The organism is Pseudoalteromonas sp. P1-26 (assembly GCF_001401795.1).
Lineage (GTDB): Bacteria > Pseudomonadota > Gammaproteobacteria > Enterobacterales > Alteromonadaceae > Pseudoalteromonas.
This window is the reverse complement of record NZ_LKDX01000006.1, coordinates 92,737-119,001: the sequence shown is the minus strand read 5'-3', so window position 1 is coordinate 119,001 and position 26,265 is coordinate 92,737. Positions and strand designations below refer to the sequence as shown.

Annotated in this window: 24 protein-coding genes; 16 read left to right on the top strand and 8 right to left on the bottom strand. The window is 42.0% G+C overall.

Annotation, left to right across the window (positions count from 1 at the left end):
- The first annotated feature begins 102 nt into the window (after window positions 1-102).
- Window positions 103-441, top strand: coding sequence for a P-II family nitrogen regulator (locus AN394_RS05430; protein WP_054551748.1), 339 nt, complete (start codon window positions 103-105; stop codon window positions 439-441).
- Window positions 442-509: 68 nt separating this feature from the next.
- On the opposite strand, the gene AN394_RS05425 is transcribed toward AN394_RS05430, so the two are convergent.
- Window positions 510-1,268: an outer membrane protein assembly factor BamD gene (locus tag AN394_RS05425; protein ID WP_054561898.1), complete on the bottom strand. Its 759-nt coding sequence runs from the start codon at window positions 1,266-1,268 to the stop codon at window positions 510-512.
- Between the two features lie 129 nt (window positions 1,269-1,397).
- Between AN394_RS05425 and rluD the strand changes: the two genes are divergently transcribed.
- The 3 genes from rluD to clpB all read left to right on the top strand — a co-directional run bounded on the left by rluD (window position 1,398) and on the right by clpB (window position 5,778).
- A complete protein-coding gene (rluD, locus tag AN394_RS05420) occupies window positions 1,398-2,375 on the top strand; it encodes a 23S rRNA pseudouridine(1911/1915/1917) synthase RluD (RefSeq protein WP_054561897.1) in 978 nt (325 codons plus the stop codon).
- Window positions 2,376-2,380: 5 nt separating this feature from the next.
- On the top strand, window positions 2,381-3,103 hold the full coding sequence (gene pgeF, locus AN394_RS05415; RefSeq protein WP_055020948.1) for a peptidoglycan editing factor PgeF: 723 nt from the start codon (window positions 2,381-2,383) through the stop codon (window positions 3,101-3,103).
- Window positions 3,104-3,201: 98 nt separating this feature from the next.
- Entirely contained in the window at window positions 3,202-5,778 is a 2,577-nt protein-coding gene (gene clpB / locus AN394_RS05410) for an ATP-dependent chaperone ClpB (protein WP_054561895.1), read from the top strand.
- Window positions 5,779-5,837: 59 nt separating this feature from the next.
- Here clpB and AN394_RS05405 read toward each other — a convergent pair whose 3' ends face one another.
- Window positions 5,838-7,385 (bottom strand): methyl-accepting chemotaxis protein, encoded by a 1,548-nt coding sequence (locus tag AN394_RS05405; protein ID WP_054561894.1) that lies wholly within the window; start codon window positions 7,383-7,385, stop codon window positions 5,838-5,840.
- A 392-nt stretch (window positions 7,386-7,777) separates the two neighbouring features.
- Here AN394_RS05405 and gshA point away from each other — a divergent pair, with 392 nt between their 5' ends.
- Both gshA and AN394_RS05395 read left to right on the top strand, forming a co-directional pair.
- Complete coding sequence (gshA, locus tag AN394_RS05400) at window positions 7,778-9,352, top strand: glutamate--cysteine ligase (RefSeq protein ID WP_055020947.1); 1,575 nt, start codon at window positions 7,778-7,780, stop codon at window positions 9,350-9,352.
- A 136-nt stretch (window positions 9,353-9,488) separates the two neighbouring features.
- Entirely contained in the window at window positions 9,489-10,097 is a 609-nt protein-coding gene (locus tag AN394_RS05395) for a hypothetical protein (RefSeq protein ID WP_054551741.1), read from the top strand.
- 44 nt (window positions 10,098-10,141) lie between these two features.
- Here AN394_RS05395 and AN394_RS05390 read toward each other — a convergent pair whose 3' ends face one another.
- From AN394_RS05390 to AN394_RS05380, 3 genes are all read right to left on the bottom strand, one after another.
- On the bottom strand, window positions 10,142-10,981 hold the full coding sequence (locus AN394_RS05390; RefSeq protein WP_054561892.1) for a mechanosensitive ion channel family protein: 840 nt from the start codon (window positions 10,979-10,981) through the stop codon (window positions 10,142-10,144).
- Between the two features lie 165 nt (window positions 10,982-11,146).
- On the bottom strand, window positions 11,147-12,415 hold the full coding sequence (locus tag AN394_RS05385; protein WP_130051057.1) for an HlyC/CorC family transporter: 1,269 nt from the start codon (window positions 12,413-12,415) through the stop codon (window positions 11,147-11,149).
- Between the two features lie 61 nt (window positions 12,416-12,476).
- Entirely contained in the window at window positions 12,477-13,280 is an 804-nt protein-coding gene (locus AN394_RS05380; protein ID WP_054551738.1) for an inner membrane protein YpjD, read from the bottom strand.
- Between the two features lie 243 nt (window positions 13,281-13,523).
- Here AN394_RS05380 and ffh point away from each other — a divergent pair, with 243 nt between their 5' ends.
- The 6 genes from ffh to tyrA all read left to right on the top strand — a co-directional run bounded on the left by ffh (window position 13,524) and on the right by tyrA (window position 18,491).
- On the top strand, window positions 13,524-14,900 hold the full coding sequence (gene ffh, locus AN394_RS05375; RefSeq protein ID WP_054551737.1) for a signal recognition particle protein: 1,377 nt from the start codon (window positions 13,524-13,526) through the stop codon (window positions 14,898-14,900).
- A gap of 240 nt (window positions 14,901-15,140) precedes the next feature.
- Window positions 15,141-15,389 (top strand): 30S ribosomal protein S16, encoded by a 249-nt coding sequence (rpsP, locus tag AN394_RS05370; protein WP_054551736.1) that lies wholly within the window; start codon window positions 15,141-15,143, stop codon window positions 15,387-15,389.
- A gap of 17 nt (window positions 15,390-15,406) precedes the next feature.
- Window positions 15,407-15,940, top strand: coding sequence for a ribosome maturation factor RimM (gene rimM / locus AN394_RS05365; RefSeq protein WP_054561890.1), 534 nt, complete (start codon window positions 15,407-15,409; stop codon window positions 15,938-15,940).
- On the top strand, window positions 15,940-16,707 hold the full coding sequence (trmD, locus tag AN394_RS05360) for a tRNA (guanosine(37)-N1)-methyltransferase TrmD (RefSeq protein ID WP_054551734.1): 768 nt from the start codon (window positions 15,940-15,942) through the stop codon (window positions 16,705-16,707). Before rimM ends, trmD begins: the two co-directional genes overlap by 1 nt.
- 33 nt (window positions 16,708-16,740) lie before the next feature.
- Window positions 16,741-17,100: a 50S ribosomal protein L19 gene (rplS, locus tag AN394_RS05355; protein WP_054551733.1), complete on the top strand. Its 360-nt coding sequence runs from the start codon at window positions 16,741-16,743 to the stop codon at window positions 17,098-17,100.
- 257 nt (window positions 17,101-17,357) lie between these two features.
- Window positions 17,358-18,491 (top strand): bifunctional chorismate mutase/prephenate dehydrogenase, encoded by a 1,134-nt coding sequence (tyrA, locus tag AN394_RS05350; protein ID WP_054561889.1) that lies wholly within the window; start codon window positions 17,358-17,360, stop codon window positions 18,489-18,491.
- Between the two features lie 91 nt (window positions 18,492-18,582).
- Here tyrA and nhaB read toward each other — a convergent pair whose 3' ends face one another.
- On the bottom strand, window positions 18,583-20,163 hold the full coding sequence (gene nhaB / locus AN394_RS05345; protein ID WP_054561888.1) for a sodium/proton antiporter NhaB: 1,581 nt from the start codon (window positions 20,161-20,163) through the stop codon (window positions 18,583-18,585).
- A 233-nt stretch (window positions 20,164-20,396) separates the two neighbouring features.
- On the opposite strand from nhaB, the gene fadR reads away from it, so the two are divergent.
- Together fadR and AN394_RS05335 are read left to right on the top strand one after the other, a co-directional pair.
- Window positions 20,397-21,110 carry a fatty acid metabolism transcriptional regulator FadR gene (fadR, locus tag AN394_RS05340; RefSeq protein ID WP_054561887.1) on the top strand — a complete coding sequence of 238 codons (714 nt, stop codon included), beginning with the start codon at window positions 20,397-20,399 and terminating at the stop codon, window positions 21,108-21,110.
- A gap of 284 nt (window positions 21,111-21,394) precedes the next feature.
- On the top strand, window positions 21,395-22,000 hold the full coding sequence (locus AN394_RS05335) for a peroxiredoxin C (protein ID WP_054561886.1): 606 nt from the start codon (window positions 21,395-21,397) through the stop codon (window positions 21,998-22,000).
- Between the two features lie 68 nt (window positions 22,001-22,068).
- On the opposite strand, the gene AN394_RS05330 is transcribed toward AN394_RS05335, so the two are convergent.
- Window positions 22,069-24,594 carry a TonB-dependent receptor gene (locus tag AN394_RS05330; protein ID WP_235575475.1) on the bottom strand — a complete coding sequence of 842 codons (2,526 nt, stop codon included), beginning with the start codon at window positions 24,592-24,594 and terminating at the stop codon, window positions 22,069-22,071.
- Between the two features lie 265 nt (window positions 24,595-24,859).
- Window positions 24,860-25,339: an SsrA-binding protein SmpB gene (gene smpB, locus AN394_RS05325; protein ID WP_054551727.1), complete on the bottom strand. Its 480-nt coding sequence runs from the start codon at window positions 25,337-25,339 to the stop codon at window positions 24,860-24,862.
- Window positions 25,340-25,472: 133 nt separating this feature from the next.
- On the opposite strand from smpB, the gene AN394_RS05320 reads away from it, so the two are divergent.
- The gene (locus tag AN394_RS05320; RefSeq protein WP_054561884.1) at window positions 25,473-25,913 is read left to right on the top strand and encodes a type II toxin-antitoxin system RatA family toxin; all 441 of its coding nucleotides are present in this window, start codon (window positions 25,473-25,475) and stop codon (window positions 25,911-25,913) included.
- Complete coding sequence (locus AN394_RS05315; protein WP_054561883.1) at window positions 25,910-26,236, top strand: RnfH family protein; 327 nt, start codon at window positions 25,910-25,912, stop codon at window positions 26,234-26,236. The genes AN394_RS05320 and AN394_RS05315 overlap by 4 nt, the downstream gene beginning before the upstream one ends.
- Window positions 26,237-26,265 lie beyond the last annotated feature (29 nt).

The window sequence follows — 26,265 nt, the reverse complement described above, 5'->3', positions numbered from 1 at the left end:
TCATGATTGCTGATTTAATCACCGTAATTCATAGCTTTGTTTGCCATCAGCAATGGGATTGTCTAAAATCGAGGCAATCGAGAAATAATAAGTAACCCGAAAATGAAAAAAATCGAAGCAATTATTAAACCATTTAAGCTTGATGATGTACGCGAAGCATTATCAGATGTGGGCATCACAGGTATGACGGTAAGTGAAGTAAAAGGCTTTGGCCGTCAAAAAGGACATACCGAGCTTTATCGCGGTGCTGAGTACATGGTGGACTTTTTACCTAAGGTAAAACTAGATATCGTATTAAGCGACGAAGATGTTGACCGTGCTATCGATGTTATCGTTAAAACATCGCAAACTGGTAAAATTGGTGACGGTAAAATCTTTGTCACTGACGTTGAGCGTGTAGTACGTATTCGTACCGCTGAAGAAGATGAAGATGCGATTTAATACAAATTTAAATTAACCGCAAACATTAAAAAAGGCGCCTAAGGCGCCTTTTTTGCTTTTAGTCTATTTTAACGCTTGTTAGCTTCTCGCGTCGCTTTAGCGTGTTCGCTCAACTCAGGTAAACCCAGCTTGTTGTAGCTTTTTTCCATGATCTCTAGTGCTTGATCAAGGTAGCTGCTTTGTGAGTAGTGCTCAACCACATATTTACCACGGTTTGCTGCAGCAAGGTATGCCTCACGCTCATAGTAGTATTCAGCAACTTTTAACTCGTAGCGTGCCATTTTATTCAGTAGCCATACTAAACGTTTTTTCGCTTCTGGTGCGTAGGCACTGTTAGGAAAACGCTTTAAAAGCGTTGATAAATCAGTAAATGCGACACGAGTACGATTTGCGTCTCTGTCGGCACGGTCTACACCAAAATATTCTTGGAATGCGTTTTCATCCGCTTTGATGTTTACCAAGCCACGCATGTAATACATGTAGTCTAAATCTTTGTGGTTTGGGTTTAAACGAATGAAACGGTCGATAGTTGCTAGTGCTTGCTCAGTATTACCTGCTTGATAATGCGCAAATACTAAGTCCATTTGTACTTGTTTTGATAAAGGACCAAAAGGATAGCGAGAATCAATAGCACTTAATAGCTCAATTGCACGAGCATACAAGCCAGAATCTAATGTTTGTTTTGCATCTTCATATAAAGCTTGCGCAGATTTATTAGGAACGCGTTGGATATCTTCTTGGTCTGGTGCTGATGAACAGGCACCTAAGCCAAGTACAGATACTGAAAAAACTATGGCGAACGCACGTTTCCCTATTTTATTTATCATTTTATTTCTTACCTTCGATGTCTTCGGCTAGGCCAAGTGAGGAAAACCGAGTAAACTATACGTATTATATTAAAGCGATTCTAACCCAGTCGAGCACAGCTTGCACTGGTAAATTGGGTAAAGTTACTAATGTCAGAGCAAATTTCTCTCCAAGCCGAGGTTCCAATTGACCTTGGCGGTAAACGTCTAGACCAAGTATTAGCGCAATTGTTCCCTGATTATTCTCGTTCACGCATAAAAACGTGGATTTTGGATGATAAAATCACAGTAAACGGCGAAATATTAAACACACCGCGCGAAAAACTACTCGGTGGCGAAACGGTGAGTGTTGAAACAACCATCGAAGCCCCTCGTGAATACGAGGCACAAAATATCAAATTAAACATCGTTTATGAAGACGATGATATTTTGGTGATCAATAAACCTATGGGATTAGTAGTACATCCAGGGGCGGGTAACCCAGATGGCACGGTATTAAATGCTTTGCTACATCATTATCCTGACATCATTAATGTGCCTCGTGCAGGTATTGTGCATCGTCTAGATAAAGACACCACCGGTTTAATGGTGGTGGCGAAAACAATTCCGGCACAAACTCATTTAGTTTCTGCTTTACAAAAGCGTGAAAACTTCACCCGTGAATACGAAGCAATCTGTAATGGCACAATGACAGCAGGTGGCATGGTTGAAAAACCAATTGGTCGCCATGCAACAAAACGTACTCACATGGCCGTGCATGAAATGGGCAAACCAGCTGTGACGCATTATCGTGTTGCAGAAAAGTTCCGTGCACATACACGCTTACGTTTACGCCTAGAAACAGGCCGTACTCACCAAATTCGTGTACACATGGCTTATTTAAACCACCCATTAGTTGGCGACCAACTGTATGGTGGTCGTCCGCGCCCGCCAAAAGGTGCTACACCTGAGCTGTTTCAAATGCTACGCGACTTTAAACGCCAAGCATTACATGCTGTTAAGCTATCAATTGCGCACCCAATCACTGGTGAGCTGATGACTTGGCAAGCGCCAATTCCAGATGATATGGAAGCTATGACAGAAGCTTTGCGCGCTGATACTAAAGCAAACCCAAATATCGAGTTTTAAGCGTTATGATCACACCAGCATGGACTGCACCAAACTCTGTTAGCGCGCTGAGTACCACCCGACAGGGTGGTGTTTCGGTTGCACCCTTTGATAGTTTTAATGTGGGTTTACATGTTGGTGATGATGAGCAAGCCGTGCTTGCAAATCGTGCCTTACTTGCAAATCAGCTGCCTAATCCTGCTGTGTGGTTAAACCAAACACATAGCAGCGATGTAGTCGTGATTGATGAAGAGTCTGATTTAAGCGAACTACGCTCTGCTGATGCGCTCTACACCCGTTTAGTAAAGCAGCCGCTTGCTATAATGACAGCAGACTGTTTGCCGGTACTACTTTGTTCGAGTTCTGGGGATGAAGTCGCTGCTGTACATGGTGGCTGGCGTGGTTTAGCGCAAGGTATATTGGCAAACACGGTTTCGCATTTTCAAGCGCCAGCAAGCGATATTATTGCTTGGTTAGGCCCAGCTATTGGTCCTTTACAATTTGAAGTCGGGCAAGAAGTAAGAGAGTGTTTTTGCTCACAAAACCCAGAGCATCAACAAGCTTTTACAGCCAAACATGAAAAATACATGGCTGATATCTATTTATTAGCACGTCAGCAATTAGCACAATTAGGTGTGGTCAAAATGTATGGTGGTGAGCACTGTACTGTTACTGAAAAATCACAGTTTTTCTCTTATCGCCGTGACGGACAAACAGGCCGTATGGCGAGCTTGATCTGGCGCAATTAATACGCCTTTTTTGCGATTAAATTTTCTTCTTTTACTTGAACAAATCACTAAGCATACCCATTAATTAAGCAATTAGATTTTTTAATAGGTAAACCCTTATGCGTTTAGATAGATTTACAAGTAAATTTCAATCTGCGCTTTCAGATGCGCAGTCATTAGCACTTGGGCGCGATCATCAATTTATTGAGCCTGTGCATTTAATGTATTCATTGCTTCAGCAAAATGGTTCAAGTGTGCGTGCGTTACTTGCACAAGCAGGTGTGAGTGCTGATGAGTTAAACACCAAGTTATCCCAAGAAATCGAGAAACTGTTTAAAGTTGAAGGTATTGGTGGCGATGTTCAGCTGTCAAATAACCTGATTTCATTAATTAACTTATGCGATAAATATGCTCAAAAACGAAAAGATAAATTCATTTCGAGTGAGTTGTTTGTTCTTGCCGCGTGTGATGATAAAGGTCCATTAGGTGACATTTTTAAAGCGCTGAATATTACTTCTAGCAAGATCGAATCTGCAATTGAAGCCATTCGTGGTGGCCAAAAAGTAGAAGACCCAAATGCTGAAGAAACTCGTCAGGCATTAAAAAAATTCACCATCGATTTAACTGAGCGAGCAGAGCAAGGTAAGCTTGATCCTGTTATTGGTCGTGATGACGAAATTCGTCGTACTATCCAAGTTTTACAGCGCCGAACTAAAAATAATCCGGTGTTAATTGGTGAGCCAGGTGTAGGTAAAACAGCGATCGCTGAGGGCCTTGCACAACGTATTATCAATGGTGAAGTACCTGAAGGCCTAAAAAACAAGCGAGTGTTATCGCTCGACTTAGGTGCTTTGGTTGCTGGCGCTAAATACCGTGGTGAGTTTGAAGAACGTTTAAAATCAGTATTGAATGAACTTGCCAAAGAAGAAGGCCAAGTCATCCTCTTTATTGATGAAATTCATACTATGGTAGGCGCAGGTAAAACAGACGGTGCAATGGATGCGGGTAATATGTTAAAGCCTGCACTTGCCCGTGGTGAGTTACATTGCGTGGGTGCTACAACTCTTGATGAGTATCGTCAATACATTGAAAAAGATGCGGCACTTGAGCGTCGTTTCCAAAAGGTGTTTGTTGATGAACCATCGGTTGAAGACACCATTGCGATTTTACGTGGTTTAAAAGAGCGTTATGAGCTGCATCACTCAGTTGATATTACCGATCCGGCCATTGTTGCCGCGGCGCAGTTATCGCATCGTTATATCAGCGATCGGCAATTACCAGATAAGGCAATAGATTTAATTGACGAAGCAGGTTCTTCAATTCGTTTGCAAATTGACTCAAAACCAGAGTCTTTAGATAAGCTAGAACGTCGTATTATTCAGTTAAAACTGGAAGATAATGCACTGGCGAAAGAAAAAGACGAAGCAAGTCAAAAGCGCCGCACCGAAATGCAAGAGCTGATCACTGAACTTGAAGCGCAATACCGCGAACTAGATGAAGTGTGGAATGCTGAGAAGGCCTCACTGCAAGGCACGCAAGTAATCAAAGCAGAACTTGAGCAGGCACGCCTTGATTTAGACGTGGCGCGTCGTGCCAGCGATTTACAGCGTATGTCTGAACTTCAATATGGTCGTATCCCTGAACTTGAGCGCAAACTCGACCTTGCTTCACAAGCTGAAATGCAAGAAATGAGCTTGCTTAAAAACCAAGTAGGTGAAGACGAAATCGCTGAGATTTTATCGCGTTGGACAGGTATTCCGGTATCGAAAATGCTGCAAGGCGAACGTGAAAAGCTACTGCAAATGGAAGATCAATTACACCACAAAGTGATTGGTCAAGATGAAGCTGTTGTAGCTGTTGCAAATGCAATTCGTCGTTCTCGCGCAGGGCTTGCTGATCCAAATCGCCCAATCGGCTCATTCTTATTCTTAGGCCCAACAGGGGTGGGTAAAACTGAGCTGACCAAAGCACTAGCCAGCTTCATGTTTGACACTGAAGATGCCATGGTGCGCATTGATATGTCGGAGTTTATGGAGAAACATTCGGTGGCACGTTTAGTCGGTGCACCTCCGGGTTATGTTGGCTATGAAGAGGGTGGCTATTTAACTGAAGCGGTACGCCGTCGTCCGTATTCCGTCATTTTATTGGATGAAGTCGAAAAAGCGCACCCTGATGTATTTAACATCTTACTGCAAGTTCTTGATGATGGGCGATTAACGGATGGTCAGGGCCGTACCGTTGATTTTAAAAATACGGTGATCATCATGACCTCTAACTTGGGTTCAGATATTATCCAAGAGCAAGCAGGTTCAAATGATTATGCCGGGTTAAAAGAAAAAGTGATGGGCGTATTAGTTAGTCAGTTCCGCCCTGAGTTTATTAACCGAATCGACGAAACCGTGGTATTCCATCCACTTGCTAATGAGCACATTAAGGAAATTGCAGATATTCAGTTAAGTAAGCTACGTGAGCGATTAACTGAAAAAGGCTACATTCTTGAAGTTACGGATGCAGCTTTAGACCGCATCGCTGAAAGTGGTTTTGATCCTGTGTATGGGGCAAGGCCTTTAAAACGTGCTATTCAACATACCATTGAAAACCCATTAGCACAGCGCCTGCTCGGAGGGGATTACCAACCAGGTGCCATCATCCATATTGATGCTGATGAGAATGGACTTGTTTTCTCGAGTCGTTAATTAGCCCTAAAAACAAAAGCCGCATCAATTATGATGCGGCTTTTTTGTATCATTTAAGTTTAAACTTTAAAGGTTAACAGCATATCGTTAACTTTGCGTGAGCCTTCAACAAGCCCCGCTGCATCTTTAGCCACGTTGTAGCTAAGCTTTAAGTTCTCTTCGCTGTGTCCTTTAATGCTTTCTACATTTTCGCGTATATCGGTGCTGACAACTTGTTGTTCCTCAGCAGCCGTCGAAATCTCCGTCGCAAGGCCTGATATTTCATCAATTTGTGCGAAGATGCTCGCAAGCTCAGTTTGAGTGTGAGCAGTCGTATCAACACAACTATCTGCTTGCGCTTTAGTTGATTGCATCACTTTAGACCAGCTAAATAACGTATCTTGGATCTCTTTAATTGAGCTATGAATTTGTGCCGTCGCATTTTGCGTGCGTGAAGAAAGTGCGCGTACTTCATCTGCTACAACCGCAAAACCACGGCCATGCTCACCTGCACGTGCTGCCTCAATTGCTGCATTCAGCGCTAATAAGTTTGTTTGTTCAGCAATGCCTTCAATCTCACTCATTACTTGGCCTATTTTGTCAGCTTCACTAGCAAGAGAGTTAGCGGTAGTGGCTGCTTGCTCTACCTGGTTAGCTAGATCAGTCACCATGCTGCTATTATCTTCAATATGCAGTTTGATATCGTTACAGCTTTGGTAAGTGGTTTTAACCTTATCAGCAGTGTGATGGGTATTAGCTGAAATTTCGCCAATAGTCGCACTCATTTGTGTCATTGCCGTAGCAATATCACTTAAACGCTGGCCTTGTGCAGCAATACCTTGCTCGGTTAGTGACGATTGTTTATCTAAGTTGGTAGCAATGTCTTTAAATGAGTAAGTAGAGTCTTTAACACGACCTAATACAGTTCTAAGCTTAGCGAACAGCATTTGCTGATTATAGGCAGCAATACTAAATGGGTGCGAGCCCGAATACACATAACGTGATACTGAATCAAACTCTGCACGTTGCTGCTTTAAATGTCTTGGCGTAACTACGAGTTCGTCATAATTTAAAGCAAAAAGTAGTGCTACAAGGACACATGCGGCTATAGCAATCATCCATGAGGCGGCCACAGCTAAACCAACAATGCCTGCAATTAATAAAATCGCAGACACTATTTGTCTAAGTGAAATATTCTCACGAAATGATGCGATTGATTTACCGTCATTAATTTTAGTGTAAAGGGCCATCGCACGGGTTTTTAATTGTTCAGATGGCTTGGTACGCACTGATTGATAGCCAACTAACTGGCCATGTTCATATATAGGTGTAACGAACGCATCAACCCAATAGTAGCGACCATCTTTACAGCGATTTTTTACCATGCCACGCCAAGAGTGGCCCTCTTTAAGTTTTTCCCACATCTCTTTAAATGCCGCTTTAGGCATATCAGGGTGGCGTACAATATTATGATTTTTTCCGAGAAGCTCTTCTTCGGTGTAACCTGCTATAGTACAAAATTCCTTATTTACGTATGTGATTACACCGCGTAAATCTGTGGTAGAGACAAGCTCTTGATTATCTGAGTATGTCACTTCTTGATTGACGATTTCTTGCCCACGACGCATATGAGTCCTCGAAATATACTTTTTTATGGTGTGCGGATTATAGTCTCAGAAAAATGTAAGGGAAGGGGGGACATAGTGTTAACTGTGAAACTTTTAATAATTTCATCTTCCCTTTGATCTAAAACAATATCTTGCCTGAATTATTATGTTTAGCCTCAGTCTTTTATATTAGTTAAAAGGTCTAATATCCTCAAGGAAAAAGCCTAAATTGTATTTTTAACCGTTTTAGCAACAATGAAGTGCCACCAAAGCAATTGTATATTGTGACTCACAATGGCAAGATTGAGCTTCAAGTGTATGGGTAAATAATGAAACTGATATTTCTGACTTGAGTAATTGTTTTTTGCCCCCATACACTTAGGATTACAGCCACGCGGCTCGAGGAAGCATTTTTGATAAAACATGATTTAAATAAAACGCTAGAAGCGTTAACGGCACAATTTCCTAACGCAATTAATGGGATTCAACGTGGTATCGAGCGAGAAGCATTAAGGATAAAACCAAGTGGTGTTATCTCACAGCAAGGTCATCCACAAGGCGTAGGTAGCGCTTTAACGAATGAGCATGTCACCACTGATTTTTCAGAATCACTTTTAGAATTTATCACTCCGGTTAGTACATCTGCAGAGCAAACACTCGCGCAGCTAAAAGACTTGCAAAAGTTCACCTTATCGCAGATGGACGATGAGCTGTTATGGCCGATTAGTATGCCATGCTTTATTGAACATCAAGATGACATTGTACTCGCACAGTTTGGTGACTCAAACATTGGCCGCATGAAAACACTTTACCGTGAAGGCTTAAAGAACCGTTATGGCAGCATGATGCAGGCCATTGCCGGTGTGCATTTTAATATCTCTTTCCCAGAGAGCTTATGGCAAAGCCTGTATAGCTTAAACGGCAACCAAGGTACATTAGCTGAGTCTATTTCGAATGGCTATTTAGGGCTTATTCGTAACTTTAAGCGTGAGCTTTGGTTGATCAGCTTTTTATTTGGTGCATCACCAGCATTATGTAGTTCATTCTTACAAGGGCGCGCAACTGATTTACCATTCAAAAAGCTAGGTAAAGGTACTCTTTATTTAGAAGTAGGCACAGCGCTGCGTTTGGGTAACCTTGGTTACACTAACAGTGCACAATCGTCTTTACGTGTTATGTATAACTCACTCGAAGAATATGTAGCAGGCTTAAAAGAGGCGATTCATACACCATCAGATATTTATGGTCATATAGATGACTACACGAGTGCTGAGCCAAAGCAGTTAAATAAAAATATTCTGCAAATCGAAAACGAGTTTTACTCGCCAATTCGTCCTAAGCGCAATGCAGCATCGGGCGAAACACCAACCGATGCATTACTTCGCGGCGGTATAGAATACATCGAGGTACGTGCGCTTGATGTTAACCCGTTTAGTGAAACGGGTATTGATTTACAGCAAATTCGTTTCTTAGACGTATTCTTAACCTATTGTTTATTGAATGACTCGCCAGAAATGGATTGGCAAGAGCAAAAACTAAGCACTACTAACCTTGATGCGGTTGTCAATGAAGGTCGAGACCCAGAGCTAATGCTCAACAAGCAGGGGGAGATGGTGCGTCTAACTGATTGGGCCGAGACAATTTTTACTCAGCTATCTGAGGTTGCCCGTTACATGGATAATGCATATGGCGTGAGTTATTACAGCGAAACCATAGCTGAGCTTGCAACTTGGGTGAACAATCCAAGTAAAACTTTCTCTGGCAAATATGTTAGTGCGCTGGCAAAAGAGAACCAAGATAATGGTCATTTCGCTTTAGCACTTGCACAGCAGTACAAGCAAAGCCACCTTGATGCTGATTACCAATTTTATGATCAAGCATTTTTGGCAAAGCAAGCGACTGACTCTGTACTTAAAGAGCGTGAAGTTAAAGCAGCAGACAGTGTATCTTTCACTGCATTTTTAGATGACTATTTTGCTAAAGCTTAGTATTGTGAAGGCATAAAAAAACGCAGCCTAGGGAGGCTGCGTCAAAGATTCTTCAGGGATGAAACAATGCTATACTGCTGCATTCATAAGTTCAGACTGACCTGATGAGAAAAAGTTCAGCGAGATCCATAAAAAAATGAAAAAAAGTATAATTATTTTATCGCTGGCCGCATCTTTGGCTGGTTGTGCAACGGCTCCCCCTGAGCAACCTCATGATATATGTAAGATTTTTGAAGAAAAACCTGACTGGTATTACGATGCTCGTGATGCACAAGAAAAATGGGGTTCGCCAAAACATGTGCTAATGAGCATGATGTATCAAGAAAGCTCATTCCGCCATGATGCAGCGCCACCAATGGAATACTTCTTATGGGTAATTCCAATCGGACGTGCTAGCTCTGCATATGGCTACTCTCAAGCAAAAACCCCAACATGGTCAGATTACATTCGTGAAACAGGTAACAGCGGTGCAGACAGAGATGATTTTGATGATGCTATCGACTTTATGGCCTGGTTCGTTTACAAAACTCATAAAGTAAATGGTATATCGAAATGGGACGCCTACGCGCAGTACCTAAATTACCACGAAGGGTGGGGCGGCTATAAGCGAGGCACTTATAAAAGTAAAAAATGGCTAATGAGCGTTGCTAATAAAGTTAAACATCGAGCTAGCCGCTATGGCGCACAACTTAAAAAGTGTGAAGCCGATTTAGACAAAAACTGGTTTGAACGCTTGTTTAGTTAATGCATAAATAGAAAGCCCGCATCAATTAGCGGGCTTTTTGTTAGTTATTTACCAGGAAACTGGTGAATGTGAACATCCCTTTGCGGGAATGGAATCGTGATATCAGCGGCGTCAAAGGCAATTTTAACGCGTTCGTATAAGCCAAAATACACTGGCCAGTAGTTATCAGACTCAACCCACGCCCATACCAACATGCCAATATGGCTTTCACCGTGCTGGCTAACATGAACCGATGGTTTTTTATCTTCTATATCTTTTAGTATTAAATCATAGTCATTAAGCACGCTCATAAGCACATCACGGGCTTTATGGACATTATCTCCATAACTAATGCCAAATTCGATTGCAACGCGGTGTGTTGGCTCTGAAAACTTATTCTTAACGCAGCCATTTGATAGCGTGCCATTTGGGATAATGATCTTTTCATTGTCGTAAGTGAGTAAAACAGTGACAAAAATTTGTATCTCAACAACTGTACCCATGTAGCCTTGCGCTTCGATTACATCGCCAACTTTAAAAGGCTTAAAGAATAGAATAAGCACGCCACCTGCAAAGTTAGCAAGGCTACCTTGAAGAGCCATGCCGACCGCAAGGCCTGCAGCACCTAGCATTGCGATAAACGACGTGGTTTCTATGCCAATCATAGAAGCAACAGATATCAGCAACAGTACTTTTAAAATGACCGAGATAAAGGAGACTAAAAAGTGCGTAAGGCCAACTTCAAACTTGACCTTGTTCATTGATTTTTCGGCCATATTGGCAATTCTACCAATTAACCACCAACCTATAATTAAAACCAGTATTGCGAGGATAAACTTTGGCCCGTAAAGCATCAGCAATTCGATAGCTTGGTTATAGATTTTCTCGATTGATATTTCGTCCATTATTTTCCCTTTTATATCAATATATGCAAAAGAAAATAATAGTAGAGGAATTCGTGTTCGGGTGTGCGGGATAGCTAATAAAATGTGAATCTTCAGAAGTAATTCAGCTATAAGTAACAAAAAAGGAGTAGCAAGCTACTCCTTTTGTTTAGATGGTGTAGAAAATTATTCTGTACGTTTACTTGGAATAACTTTAACTAACTTAACCATATTTTCTTTTATCTCGATAACTTCAATAGGGTAGCCGGCAATACGTAAACTTAGGTTTGAGTCTGGGATGTCCTCTAAGTATTCAACGATTAAACCACTTAGCGTTTTCGGGCCATCAATCGGTAGCTCCCAACCCATTTCTTTATTTAAATCACGAATGTTAGCACCGCCATCAACAAGTACTGAGCCATCATCTTGCTCTGTTACTTCTTCACTCGGTGTACGCGTTTGCGTTGTAGTGAAATCACCCACTACTTCTTCAAGAATATCTTCAAGCGTTACTAGACCTTGAATATCACCATACTCATCGACAACTAAGCCAATACGTTCTTTTGATTGTTGAAACTTAAGTAGTTGCGTGTTCAGTGATGTGCCTTCAGGAATAAAGTAAATTTCACGTACCGCGCGTAGTAGTGATGGTTTATCAAACTGCTCTTTCGTTAATAGACGCAGTGCATCACGTGAGTGAATAAAGCCAACAGCATCATCAATTTGGTCACGATACAACAGTACACGGGTGTGCTGTGCATGAGTAAGTTGGCGGCTGATAAGCTTCCAATCGTCATTGATATCGATAGCAACAATTTCGTTGCGTGGGATCATGATATCTTCAACAGTGACTTGTTCTAAATCTAAAATTGAAGTCAGCATGCTTTGGTGGCGAGCAGGTAACAGTGCACCTGATTCGTTCACCACAGTTTTTAGTTCTTCTTTACTTAAGCTGTGCTCTTCAATTTGTGCGGTAGTAATACCAAACAAGCGTAACATGCCGTTGGTCATCCAGTTTACGATAACCACAAACGGGAAAAGGATTTTCAATAGGCCTTTGAGCACAATTGAGCTTGGAAAAGCAACCTTCTCTGGGTATAGCGCAGCAAGTGTTTTTGGCGTTACTTCGGCAAAGATTAAAACAACCAGCGTTAGCGCGCCGGTTGCAATAGCGATACCGAGATCACCATACAAACGAATACCAATAATCGTTGCAACCTGTGCTGCAGCGATATTTACAAGGTTATTACCAATTAAGATCAGACCAATGAGTCTGTCAGGGCGACTTAATAGTTTGCTGACGCGCTTCGCTGCACGATGATCTTCTTTAGCAAGATGACGCAGGCGAATACGGTTGATTGACATAATTCCAGTTTCAGAACCAGAAAAATAAGCAGAAATAAGTATCAATAATCCCAATATAATAAACAGGGTACTAGTCGATATGTCGTCCAAGGATGGATCCTTTTTTTATAAATCAGTGCATATTAAGCTAGAGACAGCTTGCTGAGTCAAGTTAAAACTTATTTAGAACCACTTCTTGGATGAAACGGCTGCCAAAATAAGCAAGTGACAAGATAAAAGCGGCTATCATGATCGAAAATACCACAGGCTTACCACGCCAGCCTTGGCGTAAATGACCTACAGTGACCACAGTGAAAATTAGCCAAGCAATTAACGATAAAACCGTTTTGTGGATAAACTCACTGGCAAACATTCCCTCTAAGAAGATGAACCCAGAAAGGAGAGCAAAAGTCAGTAAGATAGTACCCAGCGTGAGTAATTGATATAGCTGACGCTCAACCACCATTAAAGGAGGGAGGTGGCTGTGTACAATTGCCAAGTCTTTGCGTTTGAGGCGCTTATCAATAAAGTAGAACTGGACTGCATAAAGTGTTGAGATTATCAAAACGCAATAGGCTAGCAGTGATAACGATATGTGAGTAACTAAACCAAGCTCAACATCGATTGATTGCAAAATCACATGATGCGGTATAAACAAGCTGGCAAGGGTCAGTAAGGCTGCAAAACCATAAACAACTGGCAACAATAAAGTCGCGGGGAATTTGAGAGACACAGCAGTCACCGACACCACAATGACCCAACAGGTTAATAAGGCAACGTTGACGATACTTAAATCTTGGCCGTCAGCACGAAAAACTGAATTAACCAGTAATAGCATATGAGCAAGGATAGCCACAGTGCTAAGAATGACTGTGAGCTTTTGGCTTGGACCTTGTTTGTGAAAAAGGCGTGATAGCACATGTGACGTTGCTAACACATAAAACAAACTAGCAATAATAGTTAAACTAATAATCATCGTGTTTTGGCCACTTAATTTATATCGATAAATCCTTGTCTCTTTGATGCCATTGTATTTTATAGCAAGGCAAAAGCATAGAGTTTGTAAAAAGAAACTCAAACTGCACACTTGAACACTGTATTGTCGACCACCATTTACGGTATACTGCTAGGAATTAAATTTTAATATTGCCTGTATTGTCGCCAAACTTGTTTGATTTATGTACATTGCAGGTGCAACACGTTTTATCGGAACCTTTACATGTTTGAGAATCTCCAAGAACGCTTAGGTAAAACCTTAAAAAATATCAGTGGCCGCGGACGCCTAACTGAAGACAATATAAAAGATACATTACGCGAAGTCCGCATGGCATTTTTGGAAGCGGACGTTGCATTACCTGTTGTTCGTGAGTTCGTTAAGCAAGTTAAAGAACGCGCTGTAGGTGTTGAAGTAACAAAGAGCTTAAGCCCTGGCCAAGTCTTTATAAAGATTGTTCGTGAAGAACTTGAAAAAGCCATGGGTGAAGCTAACGAAGAGCTAAGCCTTAATGCACAGCCGCCAGCGGTCGTGATGATGGCGGGTTTACAAGGTGCTGGTAAAACGACCAGTGTTGGTAAACTAGCTAAATTCTTAAAAGAGCGTAAAAAGAAATCTGTATTAGTTGTGAGTGCTGACGTTTATCGTCCGGCAGCAATTAAACAGCTTGAAACACTGGCTGATGAAGTGGGGGTTGAGTTCTTCCCAAGTGACATTTCACAAAAGCCGGTTGATATCGCAAACAATGCGATTTCGCACGCGAAGAAGAAATTCATTGATGTGGTATTAGTTGATACCGCAGGTCGTTTACACGTCGATAACGACATGATGGATGAGATCAAAGCACTTCACAGTGCGATTAACCCAATCGAAACCTTGTTCGTTGTTGATGCGATGACAGGTCAAGATGCAGCAAACACTGCAAAAGCATTTGATGAGGCGCTTCCTTTAAGTGGTGTGATCTTAACCAAGACCGATGGTGATGCTCGTGGTGGTGCTGCATTATCGATTCGTCATATTACCGGTAAGCCAATTAAGTTCATGGGTGTGGGTGAGCGCACTGATGCTCTTGAACCATTCCACCCTGACCGTATTGCTTCTCGTATCCTAGGTATGGGTGATGTACTTTCATTAATCGAAGAAGTCGAAATGAAAGTAGATAAAGAGAAAGCCGCTAAAGTTGCCGAAAAAGTATTTAAAGGTGATGGTTTCACATTAGATGACTTTGCTGAGCAACTTCGTCAGATGAAGAACATGGGCGGTATGATGTCGATGCTAGATAAGCTGCCAGGCATGCAAAACCTACCAGACGCTGTAAAAGGCCAGATGGGTGATAAAACTTTCGTACAAATGGAAGCTATCATCAACTCTATGACGCCAAAAGAGCGTGCTCGCCCGGAAATCATCAAAGGCTCGCGTAAAAAACGTATTGCAGCAGGTTCTGGCACTCAGGTGCAAGAAATCAATAAACTGCTTAAGCAATTTACGCAAATGCAGAAGATGATGAAGAAGATGAAAGGCAAAGGTGGCATGAAGAAAATGATGCGCGGCATGAAAGGCATGTTACCACCAGGTATGATGGGTGGCGGCCCTAAATTTTAATAGTGCTGTTTATTAAGTGTATAAAAAGGAGCATATAGCTCCTTTTTTTGTAGATAATTTATGCGTAGTTGTTAGCTGCATGTAAGATTTAAAGCCCAGATCAGTGTTTAATCAACTAAACTTACATTTTGCAGCAGTTCTTACTTGCAATGTTGCAAAAAACTCGTACAATTCCCCAGCTTCCCGTACTGGGGAGTAAATCTTATTAATGAAAACAGTCAATCTAATGTAGAGGACGGTATGGTAACTATTCGTTTGCAACGTGGTGGCGCTAAAAAACGCCCTTTCTATCAAATTGTGGTTGCGGATAGCCGTTTCTCGCGTGACGGTCGCTTCATCGAGAAAGTAGGTTTCTTTAACCCAATCGCTTCTGGTCAGGAAGAAAAAGTACGTTTAGATTTATCTCGTGTTGATCACTGGGTAGGTCAAGGCGCATCTCTTTCAGATCGCGTAGCTAAGTTAGTTAAAGACGCTCGTAAAGCGGCTTAATAGGCGTAAGAGTAACCATGAGTCAAGAGAACACCTCGTATATTACAGTAGGAAAGCTCGGTGCCCCGTATGGTATAAAGGGCTGGCTTAAGGTGCATTCATTTACTGATGATCCCGAAGGGATCTTCGATTTCAGCCCATGGTTGATAGGGCAACAAGGTAAATGGCAGACCTTAGAAGTGGTCGACTGGCGTCGCCACAACAAAGGCTTTATCGCTAAAGTTGCGCAAGTAAACGACCGAGACGAAGCAATGGCTTTAACCAATGCAGAAATCTCAGTAGATGCAGCGCAGCTACCAGAATTACCGCAAGGTGAATTCTATTGGCGAGATCTGATCGGCATGTCTGTTGTAACTGATAAAGGTTATAACTTAGGCACTGTTGATGACCTAATGGAGACAGGGTCAAATGACGTTTTGGTTGTGAAAGCAAACAAAAAAGATGCATTTGGCCAAGCAGAGCGTTTAATTCCTTTCTTAACAGATTCTGTTATTAAAGAAGTTAAACATGATGCAAGAGAAATTACCGTAGACTGGGACCCAGGGTTTTAATGTCACAAACGAGTTCGCTATGGGTAGGGGTGATAAGCCTTTTCCCGGACATGTTTGATGCGATTACCACCCAAGGGGTAACAGGTCGCGCAGTTAAAAATGGTCTAATCGACTTTAACTGTTGGAACCCACGTGACTATGCTACTGATAAGCATAGAACTGTGGATGATCGTCCTTACGGGGGCGGTCCTGGCATGTTAATGATGGTTGAACCATTGAAACAAGCTATCCTTGACGCTAAAAAAGCGGCAGGTGATGGTGCAAAAGTAATTTATATGTCACCGCAAGGGCGCAAATTAGATCAGCAAGGTGCAAGCGAGCTTGCACAATCAGAAAAGCTGATTTTAATTGCAGGTCGCTATGAAGGTATAGATGAGCGAATTATAGAATCATACGTTGACGAAGAATGGTCAATTGGTGATTTTATTTTAAGTGGTGGTGAGCTACCCGCGATGACGCTAATTGATGCAGTAGCACGATTAGTACCAGGGGTGTTAGGTCATAACCAGTCAGCTGAGCAGGATTCATTTTCGAATGGCTTGCTTGATTGTCCTCACTATACACGGCCAGAGACATTGGATGATAAACAGGTGCCTGCTGTATTACTCAGCGGAAACCACCAAGAAATCGCTAAGTGGCGCACAAAGCAATCACTTGGTAGAACTTGGCTTCGTCGTCCTGACTTGTTGCATAACCTAGCTCTGACTGAGGAGCAAGCGGCACTCCTTGCTGAATTTCAGCAAGAGTACCAACAAGCTTGTGGCTAGAAGACAGTTACACCTAGGAAAGTGAGAAATATAATGGCAAAAGTAAACCAAAATATTATTAAAGCGCTTGAAGAAGAGCAGCTTAAAACAGACGTACCAGCATTCGGCGCTGGTGATACAGTAGTTGTACAGGTACGTGTAAAAGAAGGTAACAAAGAGCGTCTACAGGCCTTTGAAGGTGTTGTAATCGCTAAGCGTAATCGTGGTCTTCACTCAGCATTCACAGTTCGTAAAATCTCGAGCGGTGAAGGTGTTGAGCGTGTATTCCAAACGCACAGCCCTCTTATCGATAGTATCTCAGTTAAACGTCGCGGTGCAGTTCGCCGTGCGAAACTTTACTATCTACGTGAGCGTTCTGGTAAATCTGCACGTATTAGAGAAAAACTTAACTAATACGCGCTGTTTTACAACGCAAAATAAAACGGGTTGCAGCCTTAGGTTGCAACCCGTTTTGGTTTTTATACCACAAAAAAATTTCTCTCCCCTGAGAAATACTCCCTTCTAAATTATCTGTTATCCCTTTATGAGCTATGCTACATGCACGTTAGGGCTTTGTGCTTTGGCTGTTATCCTGTTACTATAATTTGTATTAAAAGCTTTACTTTTTTGTATATAAATATTTACGTTTTAAGGGTTTGAGGTGTGGTAACGTGGTAACAGTGAATGATCTAGCTGATTTAAGAGCAGGAATAGATGAATGTGATGCGCAATTGGTGGCATTACTGGCAAAGCGTAATGGGATTACAGAAAAAATAGGCGCAATTAAGCAACAAATCGGTGCTCCATTACATGCACCTGATCGCGAGGCTGATTTACTCGCGGCACGTCGTCAAGAAGCAATCGCACAAGGGGTTAACCCTGAGTTAGTTGAGGACATCCTACGCCGTATGATGCGTGAAGCTTATCAGAATCAGCAAGGTAGCCTTGCTTGTGTTGCGCCTCAGTTATCACCTATTGTAATTGTTGGTGGTGAAGGTGCAATGGGCCAGTTGTTTGCACAACAGTTTACTCGTTCAGGTTATGAAGTGCGTATTTTAGATAAAGCACAGCAAGCACAAAGTGAAACGATATTAAAAGGGGCAAAATTGGTTCTTGTCAGTGTGCCAATTAATGCACTTGAGCAAATCGTCGCAGCATTACCAACACTTGATGATGACTGTTTGCTGGTTGATATTACCTCTGTTAAGCAAAAGCCTTTAAAAGCACTTATGGCGGCTCATAGCGGCCCAGTAGTTGGCTTACACCCCATGTTTGGCCCAGATATTTCACACTGGGTAAAGCAAACGGTCGTCGTGTGTGAAGGGCGAGATCATGAAGTGGCTAAAGGGTTAATGGCACAACTACAAGTTTGGGGCTGTCAAGTAGTTGAAATGGATGCTAAAAAACACGATGAAGCAATGCAGATCATTCAGGTTATGCGCCACTTAACAACCTTTGTATATGGCCAGTTTCTTGCCAAGCAAAGCCATACACTTGCAGAGCTTCGCAGCTGCTCATCACCCATTTATCAATTAGAGTTAATGATGGTAGGGCGCTTATTTGCCCAATCGCCAGAGCTTTACTCTGACATCATGTTAGCGCAATTCGACGATGTAGAAGCACTGCTTGCCAACTACCAAGATACTTTTGCAGACACGCTAGAAAAGCTAAAAGCTGGGGATAAAGCATCATTGATTGCCGCATTTGCTGATGCAAAAGAATACTTCTCTGATGCAACTGCACATTTCTTAACGCAAAGCCGCAGCTTACTTAATAAAGCAAACGACGCGAAAGTACTTGATTAAATGCCTCTTATTTAGCAAAAAAGAGCTCTAGCAAAAAAGCCCGCATCAAACGGGCTTTTTTGTTGCAAATAAATTGTTTTAAATAATCGTTTTAATGACCACCTAATGAGCCAGGTAACGCACCGCTGTGGTGATTGATTAATCCCCATTGATAAAGTAAGTCAGTCATATCTGAAAGGCTGAATAAAGTCATGCTCAAGCCAACAATCGTCAACACTATGGTATAAGGTAGCGCCATGTATACCATGCGTCCATAAGATAGCCTTAACACAGGGGCTAATGTTGATGTAAGCAAGAATAAGAATGCAGCTTGTCCATTTGGTGTAGCAACACTTGGCAGGTTGGTACCGGTATTAATTGCTACAGCTAACAAATCAAACTGATCACGGGTAATTTGACCTGCCTGTAACGCAGCAGCCACTTCATTGATATACACAGTACCCACGAAAACGTTATCGCTGACCATCGACAGAATACCGTTGGCAATAAAGAACATCACTAGTTGCAGCTGACCTTCAAAGGTAAGCACCCATGCGATCACAGGTGTAAATAAATGCTGGTCGATAATAACTGCGACAATTGAGAAGAATACGCAAAGTAATGCTGTGAATGGTAGGGCTTCTTCAAATGCTTTACCTAACTGGTGTTCTTCAATAATACCAGCACTGGCTGTGGCAAAAATAATTACAGACAAACCAATTAAACCAACAGTGGCTAGGTGAAGGGCTAAACCTATGATCAACCAAACAGCAATGAAAGCTTGAATCGCTAGGTTCACTTTGTCGCGTGTGGTGCGTTTTTTCTCAAGCTTTTTGGCATGATCCGATAAAATCGTGTGGATGGGGGCAGGGAGTTTTGCGCCGTAACCAAAGGCTTTGGTTTTTTCGAGTAAGAAAGTAGTAGCAATACCGGCGATCATAACGGGTAAAGTAATAGGCAACATTCGGAAGAAAAATTCGCCAAATAACCAGCCAGCACGCTCTGCAATGATCAAGTTCTGTGGCTCACCTACCATGGTACAAACACCGCCTAAGGCAGTACCAATTGATGCATGCATTAATAAGTTACGAAGAAAAGCACGAAACTCTTCAAGCTCCTGACGATTGACAGGGCGAACTTGGTTATCGTCATTAATATCATGCTCGCTGCTAGAGTCTTTTCCTGATGCAACCTTGTGGTAAATACTGTAAAAGCCCATCGCGACAGCAATAACAACGGCCATCACCGTTAACGCATCTAAGAAAGCAGATAAAAAAGCCGCAGCAATCGTGAACGACAGCGACAATACGGTTTTACTTCGCACCGAAACAACCAGCTTTGTGAAGATATACAAAAGCAAGTCTTTCATAAAATAGATGCCGGCAACCATAAAGATAAGTAACAGGATCACATCGATATTTTGCACTATTTCATGTTCAACTTGGCCGGCGGTTGTCATGCCGATAAATAAGGCCTCAATTGCTAATAAGCCTCCCGGTTGTAGCGGGTAACATTTAAGCGCCATGGCGAGTGTAAAAATAAACTCTAGCACTAACACCCATCCTGCCAGATAAGGGTTAAGTTGAAATAACACCGGGTTGATTAGTAAAAACGCAATAATGGTGTATTTATACCACTGTGGTGAAGTCCCCAAAAAATTTTTAAATATTGCTGGTAAAACGCGCTGCTGCATGGCCGTACCTTTTAATAGTGCTGGTTGTTATTGTTAATATTTGGAAATTCAATATACCGAAAGTATTGTTATTTGGTGTACTTTTAATCCAAAAGGTCATTTATTTATCGAGATTTTACAGATTTTTATGCACTGCGGAGTTAGTTTACTTGTTAGTTGCTGATCATCTGGTACAATCAGTGAGTTGAACACCAAATGCGGTAAAAGTAGTTGCTAACTCAAGTGGAAATTGGATGAGAATTTTTAAAGCGAAAAGCCCAGCAGGTTTTGCTGAAGAATACATTGTTGAATCTATTTGGAATGGTGACTTTCCGCCAGGCTCAATTCTTCCTGCTGAACGTGAATTGTCAGAGCTGATTGGTGTAACACGTACAACCTTACGTGAAGTACTTCAGCGTCTAGCCCGTGATGGCTGGCTAACGATTCAACACGGTAAACCTACCCGTGTAAATAACTTCTGGGAAACCTCGGGTCTTAACATTTTAGAGACGCTAGCACGTCTTGATGAAGACAAAATGCCAGAGCTTACAGACCAATTACTTTCTGCTCGCACTAATATCAGCGCAATTTATACCCGTGCGGCTATTAAACTTGCCCCAGAGCGTGTAATTGAAATTTTATCGCAAAGTGAAGAACTTGAAGACAGTGCTCAAGCATTTGCTGATTACGATTATAAAGTTCACCATGAATTAGCAGTAGCAGGTAATAATCGTATCTATGTGCTTATCTTAAATGGTTTTAAAGGTTTCTACTCAAAAATTGGCTGCCATTACTTCTCTGATTCACGTACTCGTGAATTAGCGCGTCAGTTTTATAAAGACCTAACAGAGCTTGCTGAGCGTCGTGAGCATGACGGTGCGATTTCTATGATGCGTAAATATGGTCATCAAACAGGTGAAATCTGGCAGCAAATCCGTGGTGATATGCCAGAAGATATCATGGACTAAGCGTCTGTATTGATATTCATTTAAGAACCCAGCTAAAAGCTGGGTTTTTTGTGTTCTGTGGGTCAATTCGCACACTAATATAGAGTTATCTCAATCCACGTTTACAGCGAATCAATTTTTCCGATTAAGCATATCGTTTTTTTCGATTGTTCATTTGTCTGTAACCTCATTAAACTATCTTGCAAATTATCAATACTTACTCTTGGTTTTTGATTTTTAGTAACCATATCTAAGTGAGTATTGCATAGGCAATTGGAAATAAACTCAAATATTTGGAGATAAAAATGGGTGTATTAGTTGGCCGTCAGGCACCAGACTTTACTGCAGCAGCTGTTCTTGGTAACGGTGAAATCGTTGAAAACTTCAACCTAAAAGAAACTATCAAAGGTAAAAAAGCAGTTATCTTCTTTTACCCGTTAGACTTCACTTTCGTTTGTCCTTCAGAGCTAATCGCTTTCGACAAGCGTTTTGAAGAGTTCCAAAAGCGTGGCGTTGAAGTAATCGGTGTTTCTATCGATTCACAATTCTCACACAATGCATGGCGTAACACTGCCGTTGCTGACGGTGGTATTGGTCAAGTTAAATATGCACTAGTTGCAGACGTTAAACACGAAATCTGTCAAGCATACGACGTTGAGCACCCAGAAGCAGGTGTTGCTTTCCGTGGTTCTTTCCTAATCGACGAAGAAGGTAACGTACGTCACCAAGTAGTTAACGACCTTCCACTAGGCCGTAACATCGACGAAATGATCCGCATGGTTGACGCGCTAGCGTTCCACAGCGAGCACGGTGAAGTATGTCCAGCTGGTTGGACTGAAGGTAAAAAAGGTATGGACGCAAGCCCTGCAGGTGTTGCTAAATTCCTTTCTGAAAACGAAGGTGACCTATAATCTAGGCCTTAGTTAAAGAATTAAAAAACCCGCCAATTGGCGGGTTTTTGTTTTTAAGCTCAACGAGATCAGTTAAAGCGCATTGTTAGCTTAGTATAGAAATAACGACCACGTGGGTTATGTACGCTTGATACATAGCCATATAAGTCGCCATCACCATCACCGATTGCAAACGGAGGATCTTCATCAAACACGTTATTCACACCCACAGAAAGTTTGATTTTCTCTGAGAAGTTATACGCAGTTTGTAAATCAACTAGCGTTTGTGAATCAACCATACGTGATGTGTTGCTATCAAAGTCTAGATTACCGTCAAAGTCGATATCTGGGGTATCTTCAAACTCGCCAGTGTAACTAACGTTTACATTAGTATTGAAGTCACCCATTTCCCAGTTTGTTGAGAAAATCCAACGGTTTTCAGGGTAACGGTACTCGCCAGTGTAATCGCGGCCATCTTTCTTAAATTCGTTTTGGTAAGCCCATTCTAAATTGAATTTTAAGAAGCCATAATCGTTCATCGCATGCGTGTAGTTAGCCGATACATCGACACCAGATACCTCTTGTGATGAAACGTTTTCAAAGGTGCTGTAAACTTTTTGGATTACACCTAAACTCTGACCATTTTGTGGTGCTAAACGCACACACACAGTGCTGTTTTGGTCATTACAGTTGTTATCGTAAATAGGGCCGAACTCTTGCTCGTCAATCTTATTATCTTGTGTAATGCTCCATACATCGATTCCAAAACCAAATTCAGCGGTAGGTGCCCAAATGAAACCCACATTCCATGACTCTGATTCTTCAGCTTCAAGGTTCGGGTTACCCGCAAATTGGATATTGTAATCAAGCGCATTACAGTCAAGTCCAGTTGCCTGACAACGGTAAGTATCTACAAAGAACTGACTCTCTTCAGATGGACCTAAACCAATTTGTGCCAGTGAAGGCGCGCGGAAACCTTGAGCCCATGAGCCACGCACAGTGATTGAATCAGTTGGTGCCCAGCGAACAGCTACTTTAGGGTTTGTTGTTGAGCCAAAATCACTGTAGTCATCGTATCGACCCGCTAATTGCAGTTCTAGGTTGTCTGCTAACGGAATTGAAAACTCAATGTAAGCTGCGTATTGGTCGCGTTCAGCAGCGGCTGAGACAGATTCAGTACCAAAGATTAAACCACGTTGGAATTGATCGTCTGGAATGTCGCTTACATCTTCTTCACGGTATTCAATACCAGCAGCCATCATCACCACATCATCGCCAAAGCTGAATGCTTCACCACTGATATTTGCATCAAATGAAGTCATATGAGACTCACCACGGCGCACTAAGCTTGTCGTGATACGGTCAATCACTGCTTGGTCATTATAGGTGCCACCAAATGGGTTATAGTTACCAGCATCGATTTCTTGTTGTAAGAAATCAGTGCGCACCCAACCTTGGCTTCTGTCACCGGTTTGCATTGATTTACTGCGACCTTTTTGAACTGCTGCTTCCCAGCTCCAGTCACTGATCTCACCTTTTAGGCCTGCAACAAAACGCAGCGTATCTGATTCAATATCCCATTGGCGAGGGCCGGCATCTACCGTTCTGTAGCGACCAATTTCGATATCTTGGCCAAACGGGTTGTTAGGATGGCTTGCTGGCACGGTAAGGCCTGCGTCTTCATCAAGAGGCGTTGGTGCACCTGCAGCTTGCGACGTATTATGTTGTACTGCAACCTCTAAGAAAGCTGAAATACCATTGTCGAAGTTATATTCAAATTGTGAGATAGCACCGACACGCTCAGATGCTGGAGTTACGTAACCATATGGGCCGTAGTCAAATAAGCAGCTGCCACTTGCAGTTGCATTTTCTGCCGGACAGGCCGGATCAATGGTTTTTTCACCATCTACATAGAAGTAGCCTGGGAAGCCACGGGATGAGCGAAAATCCATACCACCGTATGGTTCTTGGTTTGCTGTGCCTAGGCGGCCCATTTCATCAGAAGAGAGCGCGGTATTGTTAAAATAATCAATAATAATTGATGCGCTGCTTTTCTCTGTACTGGTACCCCAAACTAGGCTTGCTGTTTTTTCTTCGTAGTTAGGACCGTCAGTGCCACCATATCCAAGGTTTACCTCTAGGCCGTTAATATCTTTTTTTAAGATAATATTAACTACACCTGCAACTGCATCAGAACCATAAATAGCTGATGCGCCATCCTTTAAAATATCGATACGCTCAATCGCAGAGACAGGGATTGAGTTGATATCAACAAACGAATTAGTAATGCTTTCAGCAAAAGCGCTAATAGATACACGACGGCCATTAATAAGTACCAATGTTGCGTCTGAGCCTAAGCCTCGAAGGCTGACTGCTGCAGCACCATTAGCTGTAGAGTCTTGGTTATTACCGCGAGTAGAGAAAGTACCATTACCTGCAACTGGCATACGTTCTAATAGTTGTTGTAGGTTGTCGTAGCCCATGTTATCGATGTCTGCACGACTGATTGATTGAACCGGTGATGGCCCTTCAATATCTGAGCGCTTAATGCGAGAACCTGTAACTTCAATACGCTCGACCTTTTCAGCTCCGTCTGACTCTGCAGCAGCTGACATAAAACTTGTGCCTGCTAATGCTGCAACTGTAAATGCATAGAGAGGTCGTTGTATAAAGCGATGGGTGTTCTTCATATATTTCAATCCTTGTATAATTGTGAAAGTGTTGTGAATTAATCACGACAAAGATTGATATCATGTAAATGCAGAAGGTTGAAATAGCAAAAAAGTATGGGTTTATTAAGGGGTTAAGGTTCTTAAGTAGGGAAAGTCAGGACTGGTAAGGGGTACGAGCCTACCAAAAAGGTTAGGCTCATTTCATAAATTAAGCTTTATGTTTCATTAGGCGTTCTTTTTCACGCGCCCAATCTTTATTTTTTCCGTCTTCACGTTTGTCGTGCATCTTTTTACCTTTAGCAAGGTGGAACTCCAACTTCACCCAGCATTTTTTCCAGTACATTGCAGTCGCGATTAATGAAAAACCTTCGCGTTCTGTAGCACCGATAAGACGATCGATTTCACGCTTATTTAAAAGTAACTTACGATACCTTAAAGGATCGCAAATTACGTGAGTAGAAGCACTGTTGAGAGGCTGAATTTGACTGCCAAGTAAAAATGCTTCGCCGTTTTTAATGTGAATATAAGTCTCAGAGATGTTTACTTTACCAGCTCGGATACTTTTTACTTCCCAGCCCTGTAGTTCAACCCCTGCTTCGAACTTATCGTGTAAAAAATACTCATGACGCGCTTTTTTGTTAAGCGCGATGGTATTACTTGTCGATTTAGATGATTTTTTCTTAGCCATAGTGGCTCATATTATACGTAAAAACAGCGTTTTTACATCGCTTTTTTAAGGCTTTGCAGATATTTTCGTGTTACTAAAATTTGGGGAAATAGCCAAAGCTTGCTAAAATTCGCCGACAAAGTTGGGAGTGAATATGCCGCAAATAGAAAAAAGTGCGCTGGTAATGTACAGCAGCAAAGAAATGTTTGATTTAGTGAATGATGTTGATGCTTATCCAGAGTTTTTACCACATTGCTCAGATGCTAAAATCGTCACACAACAAGCCAGTGGCATGACGGCCAGTTTAGAGATCTCAAAAGCGGGTTTAAAAAAGTGGTTCACTACCGAAAATACCTTCATAGATGAGCAAACTGTTGCACTACGCTTAGTCGATGGCCCATTTAAAAAGCTGCAAGGTAAATGGCATTTTTTACCGCTGGACGATAAAGCATGTAAAGTTCAGCTTCACCTTGAGTTTGAATTTGCTAGTAAACTTATTGAGATGGCTTTCGGAAAAGTATTTAACGAAGTCGCTAAGAACATGGTTAATGCATTTACACAACGTGCTAAAACTGTATATGGAGTTCGCCCATGATCACTGTTGAAGTGGTTTTTGCTTTACCAACAACGGCAACCAGTTTGCTGGTAGAAGTACCAGTAGGTACTACAGCTGAGCAAGCGGTGATTAAGTCAGGTATTATTGATAAGTGCCCAGAAATAGACGCAAATAACCTAACGCTTGGGGTTTGGAATCGTACTTGTAAACTGCATCAAGAAGTAAAAGATGGCGATCGCATAGAAATCTATCGACCGCTTATTGCTGATCCAAAGGATGCACGCAGACGCCGGGCTGAAAAAGCCAAAGAAGAGGGCCGAGCCAACAAAGTGACGGGCGGTCGCCCTTTAAATAAAGCATAAAAAAGGGTAGCTTAGGCTACCCTTAATAA